The sequence below is a fragment of the Mobiluncus porci genome, from assembly GCF_009695935.1.
Lineage (GTDB): Bacteria > Actinomycetota > Actinomycetes > Actinomycetales > Actinomycetaceae > Mobiluncus > Mobiluncus porci.
Window position 1 is genome coordinate 49,204 of sequence record NZ_VUMY01000011.1, and the last position, 19,314, is coordinate 68,517.

Genomic DNA, 19,314 nt, shown 5'->3' on the forward strand with positions numbered 1-19,314 from the left:
CCTCTCGATCGTCTGCGGTGCGGGGCGAGGCGGCTACCGATTCAGATCGTGACTTGGGCAACCACACCACCGTCCTGAATAACCACAACCGCGGAGATTTTAAGATTCGTGTCGACAGTAAAAACGCCGTTACCTGCGTTTATGTAAATCAGAGTCTCCAATGATTAGAACCTTGTGGTTGCCCACGACACACATGTGGTTGCCCGCGTCGCGGGTTTCTCACGAGACGCGGCTATGCCGCGCGCAAGTCTCGACCTGGCCCCGCGAGGCGCGCTCGAGCCACGTCCAAAGGCATAAACTAATCCAATGAGAAAAAGCGAGTTCGCGGCAGGCCTCGAAGGCGGGATTCCCATTGCGCTGGGCTATTTCGCGGTCTCCATCGCCATTGGCCTCTATTGGGCTCAGGGCGGCCTCCCTCCGCTGACGTCGGCAGTTTTCTCCGCGACGAGCCTGTCCTCCACTGGACAATTCGCCGGAATCACCATCATCGCCTCCCGCGGAGGACTCGTAGAACTTGCGTTCACAACCCTGCTGGTGAATCTCAGATACCTCTTGATGAGCACGTCCCTGTCCCAAAAACTCACCGCCACGAATCCGGAGCCTGTCGGGACGGCTCGCCGCCTCGTGATGGCGCTAGGCGTTACCGACGAGATTTACGCCATCAACATTGGCCGCCCACGAGTGACTTTTTGGCATTTCTTGGGGTCAATGATTCTCCCAATCGCGGGCTGGACTGCGGGAACGCTCGTTGGGGCCTATGTCGGTCATGCGCTGCCGACCTCGGTCCAGAATGCTGCCGGCATTTTGCTCTTTGCCATGTTCATCGCGATTGTTGTCCCGCCTTTTCAAAAGTCCACACGAGTTCGGGTTGTGGTGGCGATCGCGGCCGCGATCTCCCTCGGTCTGGCTTTTGCCCCGGTCGTCTCGGAGCTCTCTTCGGGGTGGCGGATTATTATTGTGACGCTGGCCGCGGCGGGTTTAGGGGCAACTTTTTTCCCGTATTCTCCGGAGCAAAGGCCAACGGGCAATTCTGGCGAACAGCCGCGAAAAAACCGGCAATCCCTTGCTGAACCCTCCGAACCCCACGACTCGACCCCCGAAACCCAGACGCCTACGGACGCCCCCGACCAGACCCTCAACAATCCCCCTGCTGGCTCCGGACAGGAGGGGAAACGATGAGCTACCTTGCCCTTGCGATTCTCGTCGCATTCCTCGCGACCTACTTCCTGCGGGCCGTGCCGCTGCTGCTGTTGCGCCGCGAAATCCGTTCAACCTGGGTGAATTCCTTCCTTTACTACGTCCCGTGGGCGGTTTTGACCGCGATGATTGTTCCCGCAGCGTTCCTGTCCACCGGCACGCTCATCTCGGCACTCGCGGGTGTCGGGGTGGCGCTCGTGTTGGCTTGGCGAGGGCGCTCGCTTTTCGTGGTGGCACTGGCTACGGCGGCAACAGTCTGGCTCGTGGAGGCGTCGCTTACGGCGGTGCCGGTGCTGGCTTATTGCTGACTCGTCCCTTGGTGACAGCGCTCGTCGCGGTTTAATCCAAAATCGTGGGAGTCTTCACGTCCAGCACGAGACGGGTCGGGTTGTCGAGAACCGTGACTCGGTAAGGGAAGTCCTCCTCAGCGGCAATCTGGAAGCGGGAATACCCCTCGAAAGGCAGTTCGATAGTGGCATCCGTGATGGCCGGGTCCAAGCTCTTCGTGAGGGGGACGTCATGCGGGTCTTCCAGATTTTCGGGGTAGGCGACTCCCGCGATGACGATCTGGAGTTTGCGCGCGCCCGCGAGGTCTATCGGCTCTCCCGACCCATCAGCTATCACTTCGTCTTGCCATCCGGTTGCGGACCATTGCAGGGGCGCGGCGGGTTCGCCGTCGAAATACACGATATAGCGGGCAAAGGTGTTCTCGAACTGGCCGGTGACAGCACCTTCCACGCGGTTAAGGCGCACCTGGGCGTTGATGTTCAGGGGGTCTTCTGACTCGCTCGGTTCAGTGGTGAATTCGGTGGTGATGCCGAGCGGGTCAACCCATTTCTTGGGGCCAGACGGGATTGGCGTGGTTTCGGAGCCTGGTGTCTTTGAGGCGGTGGGAGCGGTTTCTTGGCAGGCGGTAAGACCAAGCGTGCCTCCGGTCAACAGGAGTGCACACAGGGTCGCGGCCAGGGTTTTTCGTGACATTTTTCTCCTTAGCAAGGGCTCGATTGGTCGGGGCTAATTGCGTCCTCTTTGAGTCAGTCATTTTTAGTTATACCCCAACATGGGTATGTAAGTCTTGGGATTTTGGGCATGAGTGCCATATATGGCAGCAAAGGCCAAAATCGCACGAGTTACATAGTTACCTCCCCTAAAAGCCACTTGCGCCCGAAGCGGTTGTGAAAGAATGAGGGCATGACATACAAACTGGTTTTGCTCCGCCACGGCGAGAGCGAATGGAATGCTAAAAACCTCTTCACCGGTTGGGTCGATGTGCCACTGTCCGAAAAGGGACGCGCCGAGGCCACTCGCGGTGGGGAACTGTTGAAAGCGGAGGGAATCCTTCCCGATATCCTCCACACCTCACTCCTGCGTCGCGCGATTATGACCGCGAACCTGGCTTTGGATGCGGCTGACCGTCACTGGATTCCGGTGCGCCGCTCTTGGCGCCTGAACGAGCGCCATTACGGGGCTTTGCAAGGGCTCAACAAGAAGGCGATTCGTGACGAATACGGCGAGGATTTGTTCATGCAGTGGCGTCGTTCTTACGACGTGCCGCCGCCCGAGATTGAGCTCGGCTCGGAGTTCTCTCAGGACTCCGACCCGCGCTATGCTGGTGAGCCGATTCCGCGCTCGGAGTGCTTGAAAGACGTGCTCGAGCGGGCGCTGCCTTACTGGAATGACGCGGTGATTCCGGATTTGAAGACCGGCAAGACCGTCATGGTTGCAGCGCACGGCAACTCGCTCCGCGCGATTGTGAAGCACCTTGATTCCATTAGTGATGACGAGATTTCGGGCCTGAATATCCCGACCGGAATTCCGCTTTACTACGAGCTCGGAGAAGACTTCAAGCCCGTGAAACCGGGCCGGTACCTCGATCCGGATGCGGCGGAAGACGCGATTAAGGCCGTGGCGAACCAGGGGAAGTAATCGGAGCAGTCGGGGACGGTTTTACTGCGCGAGCTGGCAGCGAAGCATAAGCCAGCGCGTAACAGTGCGGAGGCGATAAAAACAGCGAAGCTGTTTAGCCGGAGCACCTTGAACGGCGCTTGCGCCGTAAGCGCGGAGCAAAGGAGAACCGTCCCCGACCGCGTTGATTTGCTTTGAACTTTTAAATGAGGATTGGAACTTTGTTCCAATCCTCTCTTTTTATTTGGCGTTTTATTTGGCGCATATCGGTGTGGTCAGAATTCGGTGCCGGGGCTGGGCTCCGTACCGCGCCGCGTGCGTTCCACTCGATAAATCGGAGGATCTAGCAGCTCCGCGTCGCGCCCGTGAAACAGGGCTATATCCCCGGCGCGCGCGGATATGGATTTCTCCGCTGCTCGCGATGATTTGCGTTTCACAGCGGCATTTGTAAGGTCTAAGCCCTGGTTCTTTTTTCGTGAAATTTTTCGTTTACGTTTGGGCTGATACATAGCGTCCCCCCTAGCTAATTCAGGCCTCTTGAACCCATTTTTTCCTAGTCTGGCGCGGAAAATGGTACACCTCAGATTACTTTATACCAGGTTTTCGTGGTAGAATAGGGATATCCACCTCGATAACGGGAGATTTAAGAATATGACATTTACCGTCGGTGAAACCGTAGTTTATCCCCATCATGGGGCCGCCACGATCGAAGAGATCACGACACGGGTCATTGGAGGTGTGGAGCGCGAATATTTGAAGCTGCGTGTAGCTCAGGGCGATTTGACGATTCAGATTCCTTCCGAAAACGTTGAAATGGTTGGAGTCCGCGATGTTGTGGACCAGGCAGGCCTACAGCACGTCTTCGAAGTCTTGCGCGCGGAAAAAACCGAAGAACCCTCCAATTGGTCGCGTCGTTACAAGGCGAATGTGGAAAAAATTGCCACTGGCGACGTTGTGAAAGTTGCTGAAGTCGTGCGCGACTTGAGCCGCCGTGATTCCAACCGCGGGCTTTCCGCCGGAGAAAAGCGGATGCTCACGAAGGCCCGCCAGATTCTCGTTTCGGAACTGGCTTTGGCTGAGAAGACCGACGAGGCAAATGCCTCGTTGCGTCTCGATGAGGTTTTGGCCTCCTAATTTTCAATACCCTAAAGCGATGAACCAGGATTTCCTGGTTCATCGCTTTTTAAGCTTCCACAATCCGGCGGGTAAAGTGGAGAAATGAGGAAATTCGCCATTGTGACTGCGGCAGGTTCGGGAACCCGTCTCGGTTTTGGGGTTCCCAAGGCTCTTGTCGAGGTGAATGGGCAGACGATTTTGGCTCTCGCCCTTGAGCGTTTACCTCAGTTAGACGGCCTGGTCATCAGCGCGCCCGCCTCTCATCTGGAGGTATTCCGCGAGATAGCTAGCCAGATACGTAACCTGGGGCACTACTCTCCCGAAATGTTTGTTGAGGTTGTTTCCGGCGGGGATTCTCGCCAAGGATCCGTAGCATGCGCCCTAGCGGCGCTGGGTGAGCGTGCCGCGCCAGTCCAAGACGATGACCTGGTGGTGGTCCACGATGCGGCGAGGTGCCTCACCCCGACCGCGGTTTTTGACCGAGTTTTCAACGCTTTGGAGTCTGGAGCCGAAGCGGTTATCCCTGCCCAGCCGGTCGCTGACACCATCAAGATAGCCACCGGAGACTATGTAACTCAGGAAAATTTGGCCATCACTGCCAAATATGGCAGCGATGGCCAAAATCCCCCGAGTTGCGTAAAAGACGGAAGCTCGAACCCTAATCTGAGCACCTCCGAATCCGCCAAGAAACCCGAATTCGTCGAATCCACCCTGGACCGCGCGAGACTCCGCGCGGTCCAGACCCCCCAGGGATTTCGCCTGAAATCCCTCCTTGAACTGCACACTAACTTCGCCGCGCGAGCCGCGGACGAGTCCCGGGCTTTTGGTGACGACGCGGGAATGGCGGAGGAAGCCGGTATTACCGTCGGAATCGTTCCCGGAGACGACCTGGCTTTCAAAATCACTCGCCCGCTAGACCTCCAGTTCGCAACCTGTTTGTTGACTCCCTAGAGACTCCGAGTTCGCCCTGGCTCCATACCTGGCATTCCCGCACCCTACAAAAGCCGCTGCTGCCAAGGAATTTAACCAAGCGCTAACAAAAACCCGATAGGCTAAGACCGTGGCTATTGATGCAAAGACGCCCTCGACCGAGGGCAGTTTTATCCAAAAATTCACCTGGTGCCTGTGGGATGCCGGCAGCGCTTCCGTCAACGCGGTCGCCACCACCTTCGTCTTCACGGTCTACCTCACCAGCCAGGCTTTCGGGGATCAAACTGCGAGTTCACAAGCGGTTTCCACCGGTATGACCATCGCGGGAATCATCGTGGCGCTCACCGCCCCCATCACCGGACAGCGCGCTGATAGGCGCGGCAAAGGCACCTTCTGGCTGGCAATCTTCTCCGCCATCACCATCGTCTGCCTCGCTGCCATGTTTTTCGTAGCCCCCGACCCGAAACTCCTCGCTCTTGGAGTCGGGCTTCTCGCGGTGATGACCATGTTTGCCGAGTTCGCCACGGTCAACTACTACGCGATGCTGCCGCGAATCTCTAACGCCGACAATATCGGGAAAATCTCCGGCATCGGCTGGGCCAGCGGTTATTTTGGTGGCATCATCCTCCTGATGTTCCTGAACTTCGGGTTTATCTCGGAAAACAACTGGTTCGGAGTGCCCACCGAAAACGGCATGGGCGTTAGGACCGCCATGCTCATCGCCGCGTTGTGGGCCTTCATTTTCTTCACCCCCGTCCTTTTCGCAGTCCCCGGCCGGGTCGTTCCGGGAAGCGAGAATCTTCCCCGCGAATCAATCTTCAAGTCCTACAAGAAGCTTTTTGCCGACATCAAGTGGCTGTTCTACAACGCCCCGAATGTGTTGTACTTCTTGCTGGCTTCGGCAGTTTTCCGCGACGGGCTTTCCGGAGTCTTCACCTTCGGCGGCATCATTGCTGCCGTGACCTTCGGTTTCAGCGCCGGGGAAGTCATCATGTTCGCGGTGGCGGCCAATGTGGTGGCGGGGATTGCCACCGCCCTGTTCGGGATTCTCGACGACAAAATCGGCCCGAAGAAAGTCATGTTTATCTCTTTGGTGGCTCTAGTTATCTCCTGCGTTGCGATTTTCGCCCTCCACAATGGCGGGAAAATCATCATGTGGACTTTCGGTCTATTCATGACAATCTGGGTCGGCCCAGCCCAATCGGCCTCGCGTTCTTTCCTGGCGCGCCGCATTCCCGAGGGCCATGAAGGCGAGATTTTCGGTCTCTACCAAACCACGGGTCGCTCCGTGACCTGGTTCGCGCCCTTGATGTTTACCCTGTTCATCAGCCTCGGAACCGCCCTTGATGGTCGCGCCGCGGAGGCAATCGGGGAGTCCACCCAGTACTGGGGGATTCTCGGAATCGGGATGGTGCTCCTTCTCGGTTTGCTCCTGTTGATTCCCGTCAAAGAGGACCACGTGGTTCTCGGGAGGCAAGCGGCTCCTGCACCGCCCGCTGGGTCTTGATACACCCGCGCCGAAACCGAAGGACTAGGCTCCGCGAGCTGCCAATACACCGGTGCTCTGTGTATAGCTACCCCTTCGGGGGAGACCGGCGGGTATATAGTCATAGGCATGACCGAAAATGAGCCGACGCCCCCCTCCAAAGCGCCGGGCCCTCGCCAGCCCGAAATCATTATCGCCTCTCCCGATCCGGCCATGATTGACGGGGCGAGAACTGCTCCTGCCGCCGAGTCCACCCCGCCCGAAACGCCACCTCCTGACGCCCTTTCCCCTGAAGCCCAAGCCAAATTCACCGGCTACACCCGCAAAGACCCCGAATATAAACGCATCCAGATTGCGCTTTTCGTCGCCGGTTTCGTGACCTTCGCCCAGCTCTATGAGACCCAGGTTCTCCTCCCGGATATCTCGAGCTTTTTCGGCATTGCGCCGGTGACGGCTTCACTAACGGTTTCCCTAGCAACCCTCGCGCTTGCCGTCGCCATGTTCTTCATCGGCCCGTCATCGGAGCGTCTCGGACGGCGCCCGATTATCCTCATTTCCCTCTTGGTGACTTCCCTTATCGGAGTAGTCCTCGGCTTCACCCCGAATTGGCATTTCCTGATGGTGGGGCGTTTCGCTCAAGGGCTCGCCTTGGCGGGTCTCCCCGCGGTTGCAACCGCCTACCTGGCGGAGGAAATTAACCCGAAAGACCTCCCGCGCGCCGCCGGCTCCTACGTCGCAGGAACCGCGATCGGGGGGATGCTCGGGCGGATTATCTCCGGTGGCCTGTCTCATTTCCTGGCCTGGAATGAGACGGTGGCAACCATCGGCGCCTTTGGGCTGGTCTTAACCGTGGTGGTGTGGCGGCTCCTCCCGACCCAGGAGGGATTTGTCCGCGCCGAGCCGGGATTGCGGAAGTTGCTGGCCAACACTAAGGCGGTCCTCACCGAGCCGGGTATGGCTTTACTATTCCTGATTGCCGGAACCGCGATGGGAGCCTATCAAAGTATCTTCAACATGGTTCCCTACCGCCTCACCGCTGAGCCCTATCTCTTGGCGACGTGGCTGGTTTCCCTGGTTTATCTCGTGAATCTCTTCGGGTCTTGGTCGGCCTCGGTGGCGGGATTGCTCGCGGGGAGATTCGGGCGTCGCGTGGTGGAACCGCTGGCTGGCCTGGTATTTTTGGCCGGAATTTTGCTCACTTTGGGGCGTCCCCTGTGGATGGTTCTGGCGGGCTTGGTGGTTTTCACCATGGGCTTTTTCGCAGTCCATTCGGTGGCGACCGGCTGGGTGACGGCTCGGGCCGTGTCCGGCGTGGGCGCTACCGGCCAAGCGTCTTCGGCCTATTCGATCATGTACTATGCCGGGGGCTCCTTTTTCGGAACCATCGCGGGCTTCGGGTGGAGTGCCCTGGGCTGGGCGGGCGTGATCCTGGTGGCAGGGATTTTGGCGGCTTTCGTCATCGGGTTTGCGCTCGTTCTCCGCAAGATTCCCCCGCTTTCCGCCTCCGGCTACTAGCGGGCTGCGTGAGTTTTTAGGACAGAGTAAGAGCTCATCTTAGAATCGGGGTATGGAGATTCGAGTTGGACAGGCTTTTGACGCCCACCGTTTTGAGACTGCGGCCGACGGGGGGCTGGCAATGCCGGATCCGAGTCACCCCCTGATGCTCGCCACCTTGGCGATTCCGGATGCCCCGCGGTTGGTGGGGCATTCCGATGGGGATGTGGCCGCTCACGCCCTTACCGATGCGTTGCTTGGTGCGGCGGGCTTGGGAGATTTGGGTTCGAATTTTGGGGTGGATCGCCCTGAGTATGCGGGGGCTTCCGGTCGCGTTTTTTTGGAGTCGGCTCAGCAAATGCTATCCGCAAATGGTTGGCGCGTTATTAATGGGGGAGTCCAAGTTATTGGCCAAATTCCCCGTCTGGCTCCGTATTACGACGCAGCAAGCGAGTCGCTTTCGAATATTATCCAGGCTCCGATTACTTTTTCCGCCACTACCAGCGATGGGATGGGTTTTACAGGAAGAAAAGAAGGACTGGCAGCTCTCGGGATTTGTCTCTTAGAAAAAGTCTAAATCAATAAGAGATTCGCGAGGCTGCCAGCCCTCTATGGATTTTTGTACGGAGATTATTCTCCGGTTTCGCGGCGGTACTGCTCCACCAGGGAAGCCGCAACGCGCCCGCGGTCGCTGACTTTAATGCCCTTGTTTTGAGCCCAAGTGCGAACCTTGCGGTTCATCTCGCGAGCCTCGGAGTTGATGGGGGAACCGGTTCCGCGACGGCGACGCCCCGTGGTCTTGCGTCCGGCTTTGATCCAACGATCAAAAGCCTCGCGTAATTCGCGCGCGTGGTTTTCATTCAAATCGATTTCATAATTGATTCCATCCAACGCAAACTGGACGGTTTCTTTCGCTTCGCTCTTGTCGATGTCGTCAATCAAAACTGTGGTGACTTTCTTTGCCATGTAGGCCTCCCCGGGTTTAAGTAGAAGGAATTATTGATTCATCAAAATGATAAACAAATTAGAGAAACAATTTCAACCTGACTGCTGAGCTATTTCGGCATAAATCGATATTTATATCACGTTTTAAAGGAAATGCTTGAGAATTGCATCATTCGGAATTAGGATTACCTGAGGCTTGCTATTTCTATATAAGAGCCTCCCTGTCTTTCGTGATTATCAGTTCTCGGTGTCGGACATGCTATTCATTGCGGTGTTGAAGAACGATGGTGAACGCTGTACGCAACGGAAACTATGGAGCCGTCTGAGAGAATCGAACCTATTCATTGCGGTGTTGAAGAACGATGGTGAACGCTGTACGCAACGGAAACTACGGAGCCGCCTGAGAGAATCGAACCTATTCATTGCGGTGTTGAAGAACGATGGTGAACGCTGTACGCAACGGAAACTACGGAGCCGCCTGAGAGAATCGAACCTATTCATTGCGATGCTGAAGAACGATGGTGAACGCTGTACGCAACGGAAACTACGGAGCCGCCTGAGAGAATCGAACTCTCGACCTATTCATTACGAGTGAATCGCTCTGCCGACTGAGCTAAGGCGGCTTGTCAAGGCTCACCCAAGGGCAACGCCGAAAATTGACAGACTTAATGTTACCGGTAAATCGACCCTGGCTCAAACCCGAGAGGTTCCGCGCCCCTGGGTTTCTCGAACCGGAGGTCACCTTGAATCCCCTCAGGACACTTTACAAAAAGCGCCACCTTCGTCAGGCGCAATCTTGCCAGTCAGAAGATACGTGTCGGTGATGTTCAAGACGCAGGACGGGGCCTGGGAGTTGTAGGAAGTGTGGTTCCATCCCTGTACCGTAAGAAGTTTGGAGTGACTCATATAGGAGCGCACATTCTGAGCCATGGAGTAAGGTGTGGCCGGATCCCCCGTGGTTCCAATCAGCAAGATGTCCCCATCCAATTTCGGGTTTACCTCACGCTTCGCCTCGGTGTCAGCGGGAACCGGCCACTGGTCGGCTCCGAGCGAGCTGTAGGCGAAGAATTTCCCGACCGTGGGGCATTCCTTCTCCATTTGCGCGGCTTGCGCCTCCCACATCGCCAAATCTCCGACCGAGGTATAGTCCAAGCCGTTAATGACCATGAAGGCATCAGCGGAATTATCCGAATAAGTTCCGTCAGACTCCCGCGAATTGTAGTAATCCGCTGACTGCAAAAGCGCCGTCCCGTCCCCGTTTTCGATCGCGGAGCTCAGAGCCGGCATGAGGACTTGCCACCAAGAAGCCTGGTTATAGAGGTTACCGATAATGCCGGTGAAACCGAGCGACGCCGTCAACTCGCGACCATCTCGAGCGGGAAGCGGGGCGGCAATAAGCGAATCTAGCAGCGTCCGAATCTGGGCCAGCCCCGACTCGGTTCCTCCGCTCAAAGGACAGTCATCGGCGTGGCGCTCCTGGCATTGCTTCGAGAATTCACGAAGCGCCTCCTCAAAGCCTTTCGCCTGTGTGGCCGCCACCTCATTGATGTCCGCAGCAGGATCCAAAACCCCGTCCAAGACAAAGCGTCCGACCCTTGCGGGGAACATGTCGGCGTAAATCGCTCCGAGGTACGTTCCGTAAGAGTATCCGAGATAGTTCAGGCGGTTGTCCCCCAGCGCTGCCCGCATAATGTCGAGGTCGCGCGCCACATTCGCGGTGGAGGCAAACCTCGTCATCTCGGGGGAGTTCGTCAAACACTGTTCACCAAGGCGTTTAGCGTCAGCCATCCCGCGTTCGCGCCCTTCCGGAGTATCCATGTCGTAGTACGTGGCATTGTCTTTTTCGCGCTCAGCATCGGTTCGGCAGACAATCTTCGGTTCGGAATTCTGGACTCCACGGGGATCGAAACTCAACACGTCGTAGTTTTCGCGAACCCGAGCAGAGAAGAAATAGGGAGCGTTTTCCGGCTTCATCGCGTCCACTCCGGAGCCACCCGGCCCGCCCGGATTCATGACGAGCGTCCCGAGTTTATGTTCCGAGGTGGTTTTCAGTCGCTTCATCGCAATCTTGGCGGTGCCGGCTGTGGGATTTTCATAATCAAGGGGAACTTCAAGTTTCGCGCAGTCGAACTCGCCTCCGCAGCCTTTCCACTGGAGTTTCTGGGAGTAAAACTCCTCCAGAGCGGGCTGGGTGATGGTTTGGGTGGGGGAGGCAACCTTCGTGGGGGTGACTTTCGGCTCTGGGGCGACACAACTAGACAGCGCCAAGGCCCCGACGGCTCCGACAGCAAGGACCAACCCTTTGGTGACTCGTTTCATTCTTTGCCTTCCTCGTTTTTCCTATTGTCTATTAAAAGCCGAATTCTTGCGCGGTAACAGGTCCAGACACAGGGCCTCCATCGTCAGGGTCGGGTGGCCGTTATGCATGAGGTGGGTCCTAGCGCGGCGGATGGCTTCCAAGCGGGACACCTGGGATTGCGGGTCGGGATCCGACTCGATGAGGCGCGCAATCACGGGGGAAAGCGCGCGGTTATGCAGAGTGCTGTGGGCGCCGAGTTCGGCTAACATCACGTCTCGGTAAAACCCGCCAAGGTCTTCCAAGAGGCGATCCCAGGTGTCGAGTTCGAGACGCTTGTGGCGTCGCTTCTGGGTTTCTTCCAGGCGCTTGAGCTGGGATTTCAAATCTTTCGGAACGTGGGAATCCTCTACCTCGGGGTCGAGACCGAAAGTTCGCAAAAGATCCGCGCGTTCTTCGGTATCGCTGGATTCCCGCATTTCAGCGGCTTCGAGACCAACTAGTTTTACGAGCGCCGCCGCAGTCCAGCAGGCATCTGACGAGGTCCGCATTCGGGACACCAGCTCCAGCATTTGGTTTCGCCGCTGACGCAACTCGGGGTCTTTCGCAAGCGCCCGTGCACGCCCCACATGCGCCCCGGATTCAGCGGCTACTTGTGCGGCCAACTCGGGATCCTCCACTCCGTCGCGACGCACCAAGAGGTCAGCCACGGTTTCGGGAGTGGGAAGCGCCAGTTGCACCAAGCGACAGCGGGACCGCACCGTAGGGATAACCGCGCTCGCGCTCGGGGCACAAAGCATCCAGACTGTCCTCTCAGGCGGTTCTTCCAGGGCTTTCAGGAGCGTGTTGGAGCTCGCTTCGGTGAGACGATCGTAATCCTCCACAATGATGATTCGCCACGACCCGCGAACCGGACGCTGGTAGGCGGCCTGGACAAGCTCCTTAATCTCCGCAATCGTGACCTGAACCAGGTCAGTGGCCATGATGGTCACATCGGGGTGGGTGCCTTTGCGGACCGCGCGGCATTCTTCGCAAACTCCGCAGCCGGCTTCTTCGGGATTGCTGCATTCCAGGGCGGCCGCGAAAGCCTTGGCCGCGGTAGATCGTCCCGATCCGGGAGGTCCCACAATGAGCCAAGCGTGGGTCATGGCGGAGGTGTTTACCGAGGTCGCGGTCTGTGCTGGGGAGCCGTCCTCGGTTTGGGCAATAGCGTCGGTCTTTTCCGCGAGAACTGCGCGCGCGGCTTTGGCCGCCTTTGACAGTTGGGCGACAACCTTGGGTTGGCCCACTACTTCGGCCCAGATGCCACCCCCGGGGCTCACGGATGCTTGCGTAGCCATAGTTACCACGACTTCATAACCGGAAGGATGGTGGCCAAGCGGAGCCGAATTTGGGCGGCGATTTCATCAACGGGGAGACCCGCATCAACGACCATCCAGGTGTCTTTACCTTCCGCTATCCTAAGGAATTCTCCGCGAACTTTGCGCTGAAAGTCGATTCCGGCTCGCTCCATCCGGTCGGGTTCGCTTCGGGTTTCATCAGTTTGCTGGCGTTCAAGCGCGGTTTCGGGGTCGAGGTCGAGGAGCACCGTGAGATTCGGGACGAGTCCGCCAGTGGCCCACATGGAGAGGTCGCGAATGTCTTTCGCTCCGAGATCGCGGCCTTGTCCCTGGTAGGCGATTGATGAAGCCATAAAACGATCCGTGATGACGACCTTTCCGGAGTTCACCGCCGGAACGATGAGCTTCGCGACGTGCTGGGCGCGGTCGGCAGCGAAGAGTAGCGCTTCGGCGCGCGGCGCGACCTCGCCGGCCTCCAGCAAGAGCTCGCGGAGGGACTGTCCGAGTTTGGTTCCGCCCGGCTCTCTAGTTGTCACGACCTCCCAGCCTTGGGCTTTCACCCACTCGGCGGCGAGTTTTATCTGGGTTGATTTTCCGACGCCGTCGGCGCCTTCGAAGGCCACAAAGGCGCCGCGGGTGGCGCGAACTTCGGCGATTTTTCCGAAATCCACGTTGGGGTTCGGGCGAAATTCGCCCATTCCGAGAGCTTCAGTAAAGGACATGTTCCTAGTCTAGCAAGCCCCTCCATCCCAAATTTTGCTTCACCGGGGTCTCGCTCGATCCGAGGTCCTAACCCAGGAGAATATCGCCTGCACTCATCATCTGACACCGCATATATGGCAGTGCGGGCCGAATTCTCCTGGACTTGGACGGGCTTCGCCAATAGCCCTGCCCCGCTGCGCGCGATAGACTGAGGCCGTGAAGGTTTTACTCTTAGGTTCTGGCGGGCGCGAACATGCTCTGGCCCGCGCGATTGCAAAATCCCCGAAACTTACTGAACTCATAACCGCGCCGGGAAATCCCGGGACTGCGAAACTCGGCCGCAACGTTTTTGTGGATCTCAATTCACCAAGCGCCATCCGCGAGCTTGCCGAGAAACTTCAACCCGATCTTGTTGTGATCGGGCCGGAAGCTCCCCTGGTAGTGGGCGCCGCGGACGAACTGCGTGCCCACAATTTTCCGGTTTTCGGTCCCGACAAGGCCGCGGCAAGACTCGAAGGATCCAAGGCCTTCGCAAAAACCATCATGCAAGCCGCACTCGTTCCCACCGCCGCCTCGGTAGCCTGTAAAACCCTTGCTGAAGCCCGTGAAGCCTTAGAACGCTTTGGTGCGCCCTACGTCGTGAAACAAGATGGTCTGGCAGCCGGAAAGGGCGTTGTCGTGACCTCCGACCTCTCCGCGGCCACCCGCCACGCCGAGGCCTGTATCGAAACTTTGGCCGATCCGCACGTTCCCGCGGTTGTCATTGAGGAGTTCCTCGACGGTCCGGAAGCCTCGGTTTTCTGCCTATCTGACGGGAAAACAGTTCTCCCGCTTCCCGCGGCCCAGGATTTCAAGCGCGCGTATGACAACAATGAGGGCCCGAATACCGGCGGAATGGGGGCGTATTCCCCGCTTCCGTGGGCGCCGGAGGACCTCGCCGAGCGGACTGCCACGGAGATTGCCCAGCCGGTGATTGATGAGATGGCCAAGCGCGGGACGCCTTTTGTGGGCTTGCTTTACGTGGGGCTCGCGCTCACGACCCGCGGGCCGCGCGTGGTGGAGTTCAATGTGCGCTTTGGGGATCCGGAGACCCAGTCGGTCCTGGAGCGGATTGATTCGGACCTGTTGGAGTATTTCTGGGCCGCGGCGACGGGTTCATTAAGTGCCATGCCGGAATTTGCGGTGAGTCCAGAGGCCGTCGTCAACGTGGTTTTGGCGGCGCCGGGCTATCCCGAAGCTCCGCAAAAGGGCGGGGTTATCACGGGTGTCGAGGCCGCGGAAGGCATCAAAGGAGTCCATGTTATCCACGCCGGCACTGCGATTGGTGAAGACGGGACGCTGAGAGCTAGCGGGGGCCGCGTTCTGTCGGTGGTGGCTCGCGGCGAGGATCTCGACTCGGCTCGGGCTCGGGCCTACGAAGCTATGGAGAAAATCCATCTCGACGGCGGATATTACCGGTCGGATATTGCGGGGTTTTAGGCGGAGCCGGTGGGTCAGACCTCGGCGGCGTAACGAAGTGTAGCCGACAGGGTCTGACCCACCGGCGTAGCCGTTTAAGCAATTTCGCTGCGCCAGCTGGGGTCAGACCCTTCCAGTTGTGTTCCCTTTGGCCGCTGCACCGGAGAGGTCTGACCCGCTGGCTGCACTGCACTGGAGAGGTTCGACCCGCTGGCTGCGCGATAAAACCGCGAATAGCGCCGGGGTCGAGACCGAGGCGCTAAAGGCTAGAAGCGGGGAATTCTAGGATTCCTTGGGGTCACCAATCGGAGCCTGCAACGGCCAGTCCTGATCCTCCAACACGACCTGGAGCGCATTCATCGTCTCGGGATTGATGACGAGGGGAGCCAGCAGGTTAGCTGTGTGGGGATACGATCCGGTCGCGGGGTGAACGATGACGAGAATGAAGGGGTCCTCGCCCTCCTTCAATCCGACCCGTTCCCGAGCGGAGGACGGAATCATCGGGGTGTAGCCGTCGAAGAAAGCGATGGGTGGCACCGCAAAGAGGCGAACATTCGGATCCATTACGGACTTCAAAGTCCACAACACACCCGTCTCGTCCACGGCACTCAAATTGAAATCCAGGTGGATTTCGAGACCCGGCATGGGAGAAACCATCCGGATTTTTAACGTGGGAAATTCCTCGTTTTCAGCGCTTCCAGTAACTTCGTCGTTGTTGCTCATCGTAAGTAGTCTAGCAAACTTGGTTGTACGACACGCTGAGTTGAACCCAAGGATGCTTGATAAGCCATTGATGCCAAAGACATTTCGACTGTAGCCGATTGAATGTCGATGTCCTCAACTCCGGAAATTTGGGATTTTACGTTCTGGATGTCGGCTAAAACGGTTTCACGGGCTTGTAAAACTTGCTTGTGGCGGGCACCCAAAGTTGACATGCCTTCGTGGAGACCCTCAGCTCGGCGATCCAGTTCAGCCTGAATTGCCATGATGCGGTTGTGTGCTACAGCCTTTTTGTCGGGATCGGCGCTGGAAAGACCGTCAGGGCTTTCCATGATATTGGCTGCTTCCACTAAGAGGTTCATGACGGATGGGTTGTTGGTGGTGTCAATTGTGGTGCCAGTAGCAGCGTCGGGCGCCCAATTGATGGTTCCAGTTCCGAATAGACTGTTTCCATCCATATTAGCTGGAAGGGTAGTGTCTGCATTTATCCGCCTGTTTACGGGTTTAGCGGTAACGTCATCAGTTTCAAGCTGTAAGAAAACTTCGCTTTTGCCATCGGCAGATGTACCGACTTTAAAAACGGCTCCTTTATCAGAGTTCCCAGCGAAAACAGCACGCCCGAGGTAGGTCGCGTTCGCCTGAGACATAATCGCCTGGGCCTGTTGGCGCAAATCCTGGCCGAGAGCCTTCAAAGAGGCTGGCCCGTTAGCGGAGTTAATCGAGTTGATAAGCGTGGACTTGGCCTTAGTGTATTGTCCCGACACGGATTGCATCGCCGAGTCGGCGGTCTGCATCCAGGCGGCGGCGTCATCAATGTTGCGCTGGAACTGCTGGGTGGCGGCGAGTTCCTTGCGCAGCCGCATGGAAGAAACGGAAGACGCGGGATCGTCGGAGGGAAATTCCATACGCTTGCCCGAAGCCATTTGACGGTTCGCGTCCGCCAGACGGGAGAAGTTCTTTTGGATGGTGGCAAGCGAGGTGTTCGCCATCATCGAGGTTGTCATGCGTGTAATCATGTTAATCACCTACCCAAATTAATCAATGTCTCGAGCATGGAGTTTACAGTGCTCATTATTCTGGCCGCGCCCGCGTAGGCGTGCTGACCCTGAATCAGGTTTACCACTTCTTCGTTCATATCCACGGATGCCTGAGCTTTTTGCTGCTGCTCAGCGATACCCCGAGTCTGTTCTGCTAATTGCGCGTTATCCGCTGCACTCTTAGCATGAACCCCGATATCAACAACTGACTTAGACCACTCATTCAACGCTGAGGTTGGTGAGTCTTGCTGGTTTGCAATCCGCAAGGCCACTGAGCCGTCATAGATACCGCTGACTTCCACGCCAGCCGCAATCTTCTGGGGATCCTTGAACGCAACCTGGAGACGCAGTGCTGCCGGCAGCTTGTTATCAGCAGCGGCAAACTTGAAAAAGTCCCCGCCGTCTTCTTTCACGGAAGTGTAGATAGCAGACTTACCGAAGTTGTTCGCTTCAAGTTTGTTTTGCGCATCCTTAACAGCAGCATCAAAAAGCTCATCAGTGGCGAACTGATTGCGCTGAATCGTGTCCCCGGTTATGGCAGTGCCATCGGGATAATTCAAACCCAAGCCGTCCATCTTAGCAGGTTCGGTTTTTCCGGTTGTTGGATCTAGTAACTGGAAAGCTGCTTGTGTGGTTACCAGAGTTTTTGTTTTGTTAGTCACGCTGCTGGCGTGAATGTTGTTGACTTCAGTGGCGATATTGGTTGCCAAGTCGTTGTACAGTTTGCCGGCTTCTGCCCAAGAGCCTCCATTGCCGAGGGTGGCGGAAACTCCAGGCAGTTGTGCTGGTCTAAGGTTGTTCATCAGGCCGCCAATTGAACCTTCTTCGATAACAACCTGGTGGCCTCCGTACTGCCATGTAATTCTGACAGGGCCTTCATCGTGCTGGAAATCGCCAATGCCGAAGATCTGTTCGGTTCCAGCCATTCTGGCGTCATTAACGGATTGCCCATCATTGATTTTTTCCATGTCGTAGAAAGCCACGTATTTCTGTCCGAAATATTTAGACCTGGAATCGATCGTCTTACCGTCGGGCCCGCTATCGCCGGCTTCATAGACGCGAACCTGTGCTTGGTACTGTTGGGTTTCTATTCCATGTTGGATAAAGGTTTGGGTAAGCTTCCCGTTCCCGCCAAGTGCATCGACAGCTTTCTGGTAAATATCACGAGGCGCCGCGTCAATGCCAGGCATATCAACAGAGCCAATAGCTTTGAAATGGTTTGCGAAGTCCTTGCCAACCATGGTGTTTCCAGCAAGCATGATTTCGATTGTGCCGTCGGAATACGCCGTTCCGATAGCAGCTTGACTAGGGGCATTGTCTTTGGTGTAAACACCGTAGCCCTCTTTAACGGTAGCTCCAGTTAACTCCGAAATATGTAGTGCGAGTTGGTCGCGTTCATCAATGAGATGGTTAACGTTGGCGCCAATCGCAGTGCCTTTACGAATCCGATCATTCAACGCCGCCACAGAATCCATGGCTGTGTTTAGATCAGTAACCAGGGCATCAAGCTGCTGACGTCCATTCTTCCACTGGTCTGAGATGTGGGTATAGCCGGTCGCAATCTGGTTCACTAGGGCTTCAGCGTTACCGATTGCAGTGGCTCGAGCCCCGCGATTATCTGAGGAGTTATTGACATCCCCCCAGGCTTTATAAAAATCACGAAGGGAATTGGATACAGACATGGTTCCAAGTTCATCCATCGCGGATTCGATGGCAGACCAGGATGAGTCTATTTGTTTGGTTCCAGCGGCGCGTCCAGTTTCGAGACGCAGCTTTGTGTCCAAAAAGAAATCGCCGAGACGCCTCACTCCTGTGATTTCAACGCCGCCGCCCTGCGGAACAGAGCCTGCGAATACAGATGGCTCGGAGCCGATTCCTAAAGCTTTTTGTTCTACCCGCTGGCGAGTGTAGCCGGGGGTGTTCTGGTTATTAATGTTTTGTCCCGAGACTTCAATCAGACGCTGAGCGGCATACAGGCCGGTCAGTCCGGCGTTCAGCGAGGAAAACGTTGAACCCATCGGAGTGTCCTTTCTCTTTAGTCTGAGTATGTCAGCCAAACTTGGCGACTGGCTTGGTCAAACTAAACTATCGGCGCTTCAGGTGGATTATTGAGTGTTTTTCTCAAATTGCCCGAACAATCGGCCTAACAATTGACTTAAATCGCCTGGTCGAGAAGGGAGGAACCGCTGTCGTAACTCTTGACGGAACCGTCTTCCCCGTAAGTGTCGGCGCCTCCTTGCATACTCATCAAGGTTTCCTGGGTGGCGCGCTGCAGGCTCGACAATACTTCCTGGTTCGCCTTGGAGACATCGGCAATCTCGGTCGTGAGCTGAATCAAAGCCTCGCGGTGCTGGGTCAACAAAGTCTGCCACGGTTCTTCGGCGGCCGCCGCAATCTCTTTGAGGCTCGCCTCGGGGGGGAGGCCGAGTTCCACTGCCGCCGCCTCCGATTCCATGGAGCGCTCCAACTCAATCGTTTGAGCTTGGGCTATGACTGATTCCAGCTCCCGCGTCGCGCGAGGGAGCCAGCGGCTCGAACCGGTGGAAGTGATTAAGCGTTCTTCTTCGAGCTTGAACAGCATAACTTCCAGAGTTTCGCGTTGTTTCCAAAGCTGGCGTGATAAAGCGTCCAATGACATGGCGGTCTCCTCCCTGTAAGTTACCCTATCGGTAAAACGCCTCTCGTTTT

19 protein-coding genes and 1 tRNA gene are annotated in these 19,314 nt (G+C 56.9%); 9 read left to right on the forward strand and 11 right to left on the reverse strand.

Features of this window, described 5'->3' with window-relative positions:
* Positions 1-306 precede the first annotated feature (306 nt).
* Positions 307-1,179 carry an AzlC family ABC transporter permease gene (locus FYJ63_RS07000; protein WP_154545150.1) on the forward strand — a complete coding sequence of 291 codons (873 nt, stop codon included), beginning with the start codon at positions 307-309 and terminating at the stop codon, positions 1,177-1,179.
* The gene (locus tag FYJ63_RS07005) at positions 1,176-1,505 is read left to right on the forward strand and encodes an AzlD domain-containing protein (protein WP_154545152.1); all 330 of its coding nucleotides are present in this window, start codon (positions 1,176-1,178) and stop codon (positions 1,503-1,505) included. Before FYJ63_RS07000 ends, FYJ63_RS07005 begins: the two co-directional genes overlap by 4 nt.
* Before the next feature lie 31 nt (positions 1,506-1,536).
* Here FYJ63_RS07005 and FYJ63_RS07010 read toward each other — a convergent pair whose 3' ends face one another.
* Positions 1,537-2,178 carry an AMIN-like domain-containing (lipo)protein gene (locus FYJ63_RS07010; protein WP_154545154.1) on the reverse strand — a complete coding sequence of 214 codons (642 nt, stop codon included), beginning with the start codon at positions 2,176-2,178 and terminating at the stop codon, positions 1,537-1,539.
* A gap of 210 nt (positions 2,179-2,388) precedes the next feature.
* On the opposite strand from FYJ63_RS07010, the gene FYJ63_RS07015 reads away from it, so the two are divergent.
* The gene (locus tag FYJ63_RS07015; RefSeq protein WP_154545156.1) at positions 2,389-3,123 is read left to right on the forward strand and encodes a phosphoglyceromutase; all 735 of its coding nucleotides are present in this window, start codon (positions 2,389-2,391) and stop codon (positions 3,121-3,123) included.
* Positions 3,124-3,377: 254 nt separating this feature from the next.
* Here the strand turns inward: FYJ63_RS07015 and FYJ63_RS07020 are convergent, their stop codons facing one another.
* On the reverse strand, positions 3,378-3,539 hold the full coding sequence (locus FYJ63_RS07020; RefSeq protein WP_229770042.1) for a hypothetical protein: 162 nt from the start codon (positions 3,537-3,539) through the stop codon (positions 3,378-3,380).
* Positions 3,540-3,753: 214 nt separating this feature from the next.
* Here FYJ63_RS07020 and FYJ63_RS07025 point away from each other — a divergent pair, with 214 nt between their 5' ends.
* From FYJ63_RS07025 to ispF, 5 genes are all read left to right on the forward strand, one after another.
* On the forward strand, positions 3,754-4,236 hold the full coding sequence (locus tag FYJ63_RS07025; RefSeq protein ID WP_154545160.1) for a CarD family transcriptional regulator: 483 nt from the start codon (positions 3,754-3,756) through the stop codon (positions 4,234-4,236).
* 84 nt (positions 4,237-4,320) lie between these two features.
* Complete coding sequence (locus FYJ63_RS07030; protein WP_154545162.1) at positions 4,321-5,169, forward strand: IspD/TarI family cytidylyltransferase; 849 nt, start codon at positions 4,321-4,323, stop codon at positions 5,167-5,169.
* A 109-nt stretch (positions 5,170-5,278) separates the two neighbouring features.
* The gene (locus FYJ63_RS07035; protein ID WP_277026478.1) at positions 5,279-6,655 is read left to right on the forward strand and encodes an MFS transporter; all 1,377 of its coding nucleotides are present in this window, start codon (positions 5,279-5,281) and stop codon (positions 6,653-6,655) included.
* A gap of 108 nt (positions 6,656-6,763) precedes the next feature.
* Positions 6,764-8,149: an MFS transporter gene (locus tag FYJ63_RS07040; RefSeq protein WP_229770043.1), complete on the forward strand. Its 1,386-nt coding sequence runs from the start codon at positions 6,764-6,766 to the stop codon at positions 8,147-8,149.
* Positions 8,150-8,201: 52 nt separating this feature from the next.
* The gene (gene ispF, locus FYJ63_RS07045; protein ID WP_154545164.1) at positions 8,202-8,705 is read left to right on the forward strand and encodes a 2-C-methyl-D-erythritol 2,4-cyclodiphosphate synthase; all 504 of its coding nucleotides are present in this window, start codon (positions 8,202-8,204) and stop codon (positions 8,703-8,705) included.
* Positions 8,706-8,758: 53 nt separating this feature from the next.
* On the opposite strand, the gene FYJ63_RS07050 is transcribed toward ispF, so the two are convergent.
* From FYJ63_RS07050 to tmk, 5 genes are all read right to left on the reverse strand, one after another.
* On the reverse strand, positions 8,759-9,094 hold the full coding sequence (locus FYJ63_RS07050) for a histone-like nucleoid-structuring protein Lsr2 (protein WP_154545166.1): 336 nt from the start codon (positions 9,092-9,094) through the stop codon (positions 8,759-8,761).
* Between the two features lie 529 nt (positions 9,095-9,623).
* Positions 9,624-9,696 (reverse strand) — tRNA-Thr (locus FYJ63_RS07055).
* A gap of 130 nt (positions 9,697-9,826) precedes the next feature.
* On the reverse strand, positions 9,827-11,392 hold the full coding sequence (locus FYJ63_RS07060; protein WP_154545168.1) for an alpha/beta hydrolase: 1,566 nt from the start codon (positions 11,390-11,392) through the stop codon (positions 9,827-9,829).
* A gap of 21 nt (positions 11,393-11,413) precedes the next feature.
* Complete coding sequence (locus FYJ63_RS07065) at positions 11,414-12,709, reverse strand: DNA polymerase III subunit delta' (protein WP_154545170.1); 1,296 nt, start codon at positions 12,707-12,709, stop codon at positions 11,414-11,416.
* Positions 12,710-12,711: 2 nt separating this feature from the next.
* A complete protein-coding gene (gene tmk / locus FYJ63_RS07070; protein ID WP_154545172.1) occupies positions 12,712-13,431 on the reverse strand; it encodes a dTMP kinase in 720 nt (239 codons plus the stop codon).
* A gap of 196 nt (positions 13,432-13,627) precedes the next feature.
* On the opposite strand from tmk, the gene purD reads away from it, so the two are divergent.
* On the forward strand, positions 13,628-14,890 hold the full coding sequence (purD, locus tag FYJ63_RS07075) for a phosphoribosylamine--glycine ligase (protein ID WP_277026466.1): 1,263 nt from the start codon (positions 13,628-13,630) through the stop codon (positions 14,888-14,890).
* A 261-nt stretch (positions 14,891-15,151) separates the two neighbouring features.
* Here purD and fliW read toward each other — a convergent pair whose 3' ends face one another.
* From fliW to FYJ63_RS07095, 4 genes are all read right to left on the reverse strand, one after another.
* Complete coding sequence (fliW, locus tag FYJ63_RS07080; protein WP_154545174.1) at positions 15,152-15,592, reverse strand: flagellar assembly protein FliW; 441 nt, start codon at positions 15,590-15,592, stop codon at positions 15,152-15,154.
* Positions 15,589-16,605 carry a flagellin N-terminal helical domain-containing protein gene (locus FYJ63_RS07085; protein ID WP_154545176.1) on the reverse strand — a complete coding sequence of 339 codons (1,017 nt, stop codon included), beginning with the start codon at positions 16,603-16,605 and terminating at the stop codon, positions 15,589-15,591. The genes fliW and FYJ63_RS07085 overlap by 4 nt, the downstream gene beginning before the upstream one ends.
* A gap of 5 nt (positions 16,606-16,610) precedes the next feature.
* On the reverse strand, positions 16,611-18,644 hold the full coding sequence (locus tag FYJ63_RS07090) for a flagellar hook-associated protein FlgK (RefSeq protein ID WP_154545178.1): 2,034 nt from the start codon (positions 18,642-18,644) through the stop codon (positions 16,611-16,613).
* Between the two features lie 137 nt (positions 18,645-18,781).
* Complete coding sequence (locus FYJ63_RS07095) at positions 18,782-19,264, reverse strand: flagellar protein FlgN (RefSeq protein ID WP_154545180.1); 483 nt, start codon at positions 19,262-19,264, stop codon at positions 18,782-18,784.
* Between the last annotated feature and the right edge of the window lie 50 nt (positions 19,265-19,314).

Coding starts and splice junctions, on each gene's coding strand:
- FYJ63_RS07000 (WP_154545150.1), top strand. CDS start 307: ATGAGAAAAAGCGAGTTCGCGGCAGGCCTCGAAGGCGGGATTCCCATT.
- FYJ63_RS07005 (WP_154545152.1), top strand. CDS start 1,176: ATGAGCTACCTTGCCCTTGCGATTCTCGTCGCATTCCTCGCGACCTAC.
- FYJ63_RS07010 (WP_154545154.1), bottom strand. CDS start 2,178: ATGTCACGAAAAACCCTGGCCGCGACCCTGTGTGCACTCCTGTTGACC.
- FYJ63_RS07015 (WP_154545156.1), top strand. CDS start 2,389: ATGACATACAAACTGGTTTTGCTCCGCCACGGCGAGAGCGAATGGAAT.
- FYJ63_RS07025 (WP_154545160.1), top strand. CDS start 3,754: ATGACATTTACCGTCGGTGAAACCGTAGTTTATCCCCATCATGGGGCC.
- FYJ63_RS07030 (WP_154545162.1), top strand. CDS start 4,321: ATGAGGAAATTCGCCATTGTGACTGCGGCAGGTTCGGGAACCCGTCTC.
- FYJ63_RS07040 (WP_229770043.1), top strand. CDS start 6,764: ATGACCGAAAATGAGCCGACGCCCCCCTCCAAAGCGCCGGGCCCTCGC.
- ispF (WP_154545164.1), top strand. CDS start 8,202: ATGGAGATTCGAGTTGGACAGGCTTTTGACGCCCACCGTTTTGAGACT.
- FYJ63_RS07050 (WP_154545166.1), bottom strand. CDS start 9,094: ATGGCAAAGAAAGTCACCACAGTTTTGATTGACGACATCGACAAGAGC.
- FYJ63_RS07060 (WP_154545168.1), bottom strand. CDS start 11,392: ATGAAACGAGTCACCAAAGGGTTGGTCCTTGCTGTCGGAGCCGTCGGG.
- FYJ63_RS07065 (WP_154545170.1), bottom strand. CDS start 12,709: ATGGCTACGCAAGCATCCGTGAGCCCCGGGGGTGGCATCTGGGCCGAA.
- tmk (WP_154545172.1), bottom strand. CDS start 13,431: ATGTCCTTTACTGAAGCTCTCGGAATGGGCGAATTTCGCCCGAACCCC.
- fliW (WP_154545174.1), bottom strand. CDS start 15,592: ATGAGCAACAACGACGAAGTTACTGGAAGCGCTGAAAACGAGGAATTT.
- FYJ63_RS07085 (WP_154545176.1), bottom strand. CDS start 16,605: ATGATTACACGCATGACAACCTCGATGATGGCGAACACCTCGCTTGCC.
- FYJ63_RS07090 (WP_154545178.1), bottom strand. CDS start 18,644: ATGGGTTCAACGTTTTCCTCGCTGAACGCCGGACTGACCGGCCTGTAT.
- FYJ63_RS07095 (WP_154545180.1), bottom strand. CDS start 19,264: ATGTCATTGGACGCTTTATCACGCCAGCTTTGGAAACAACGCGAAACT.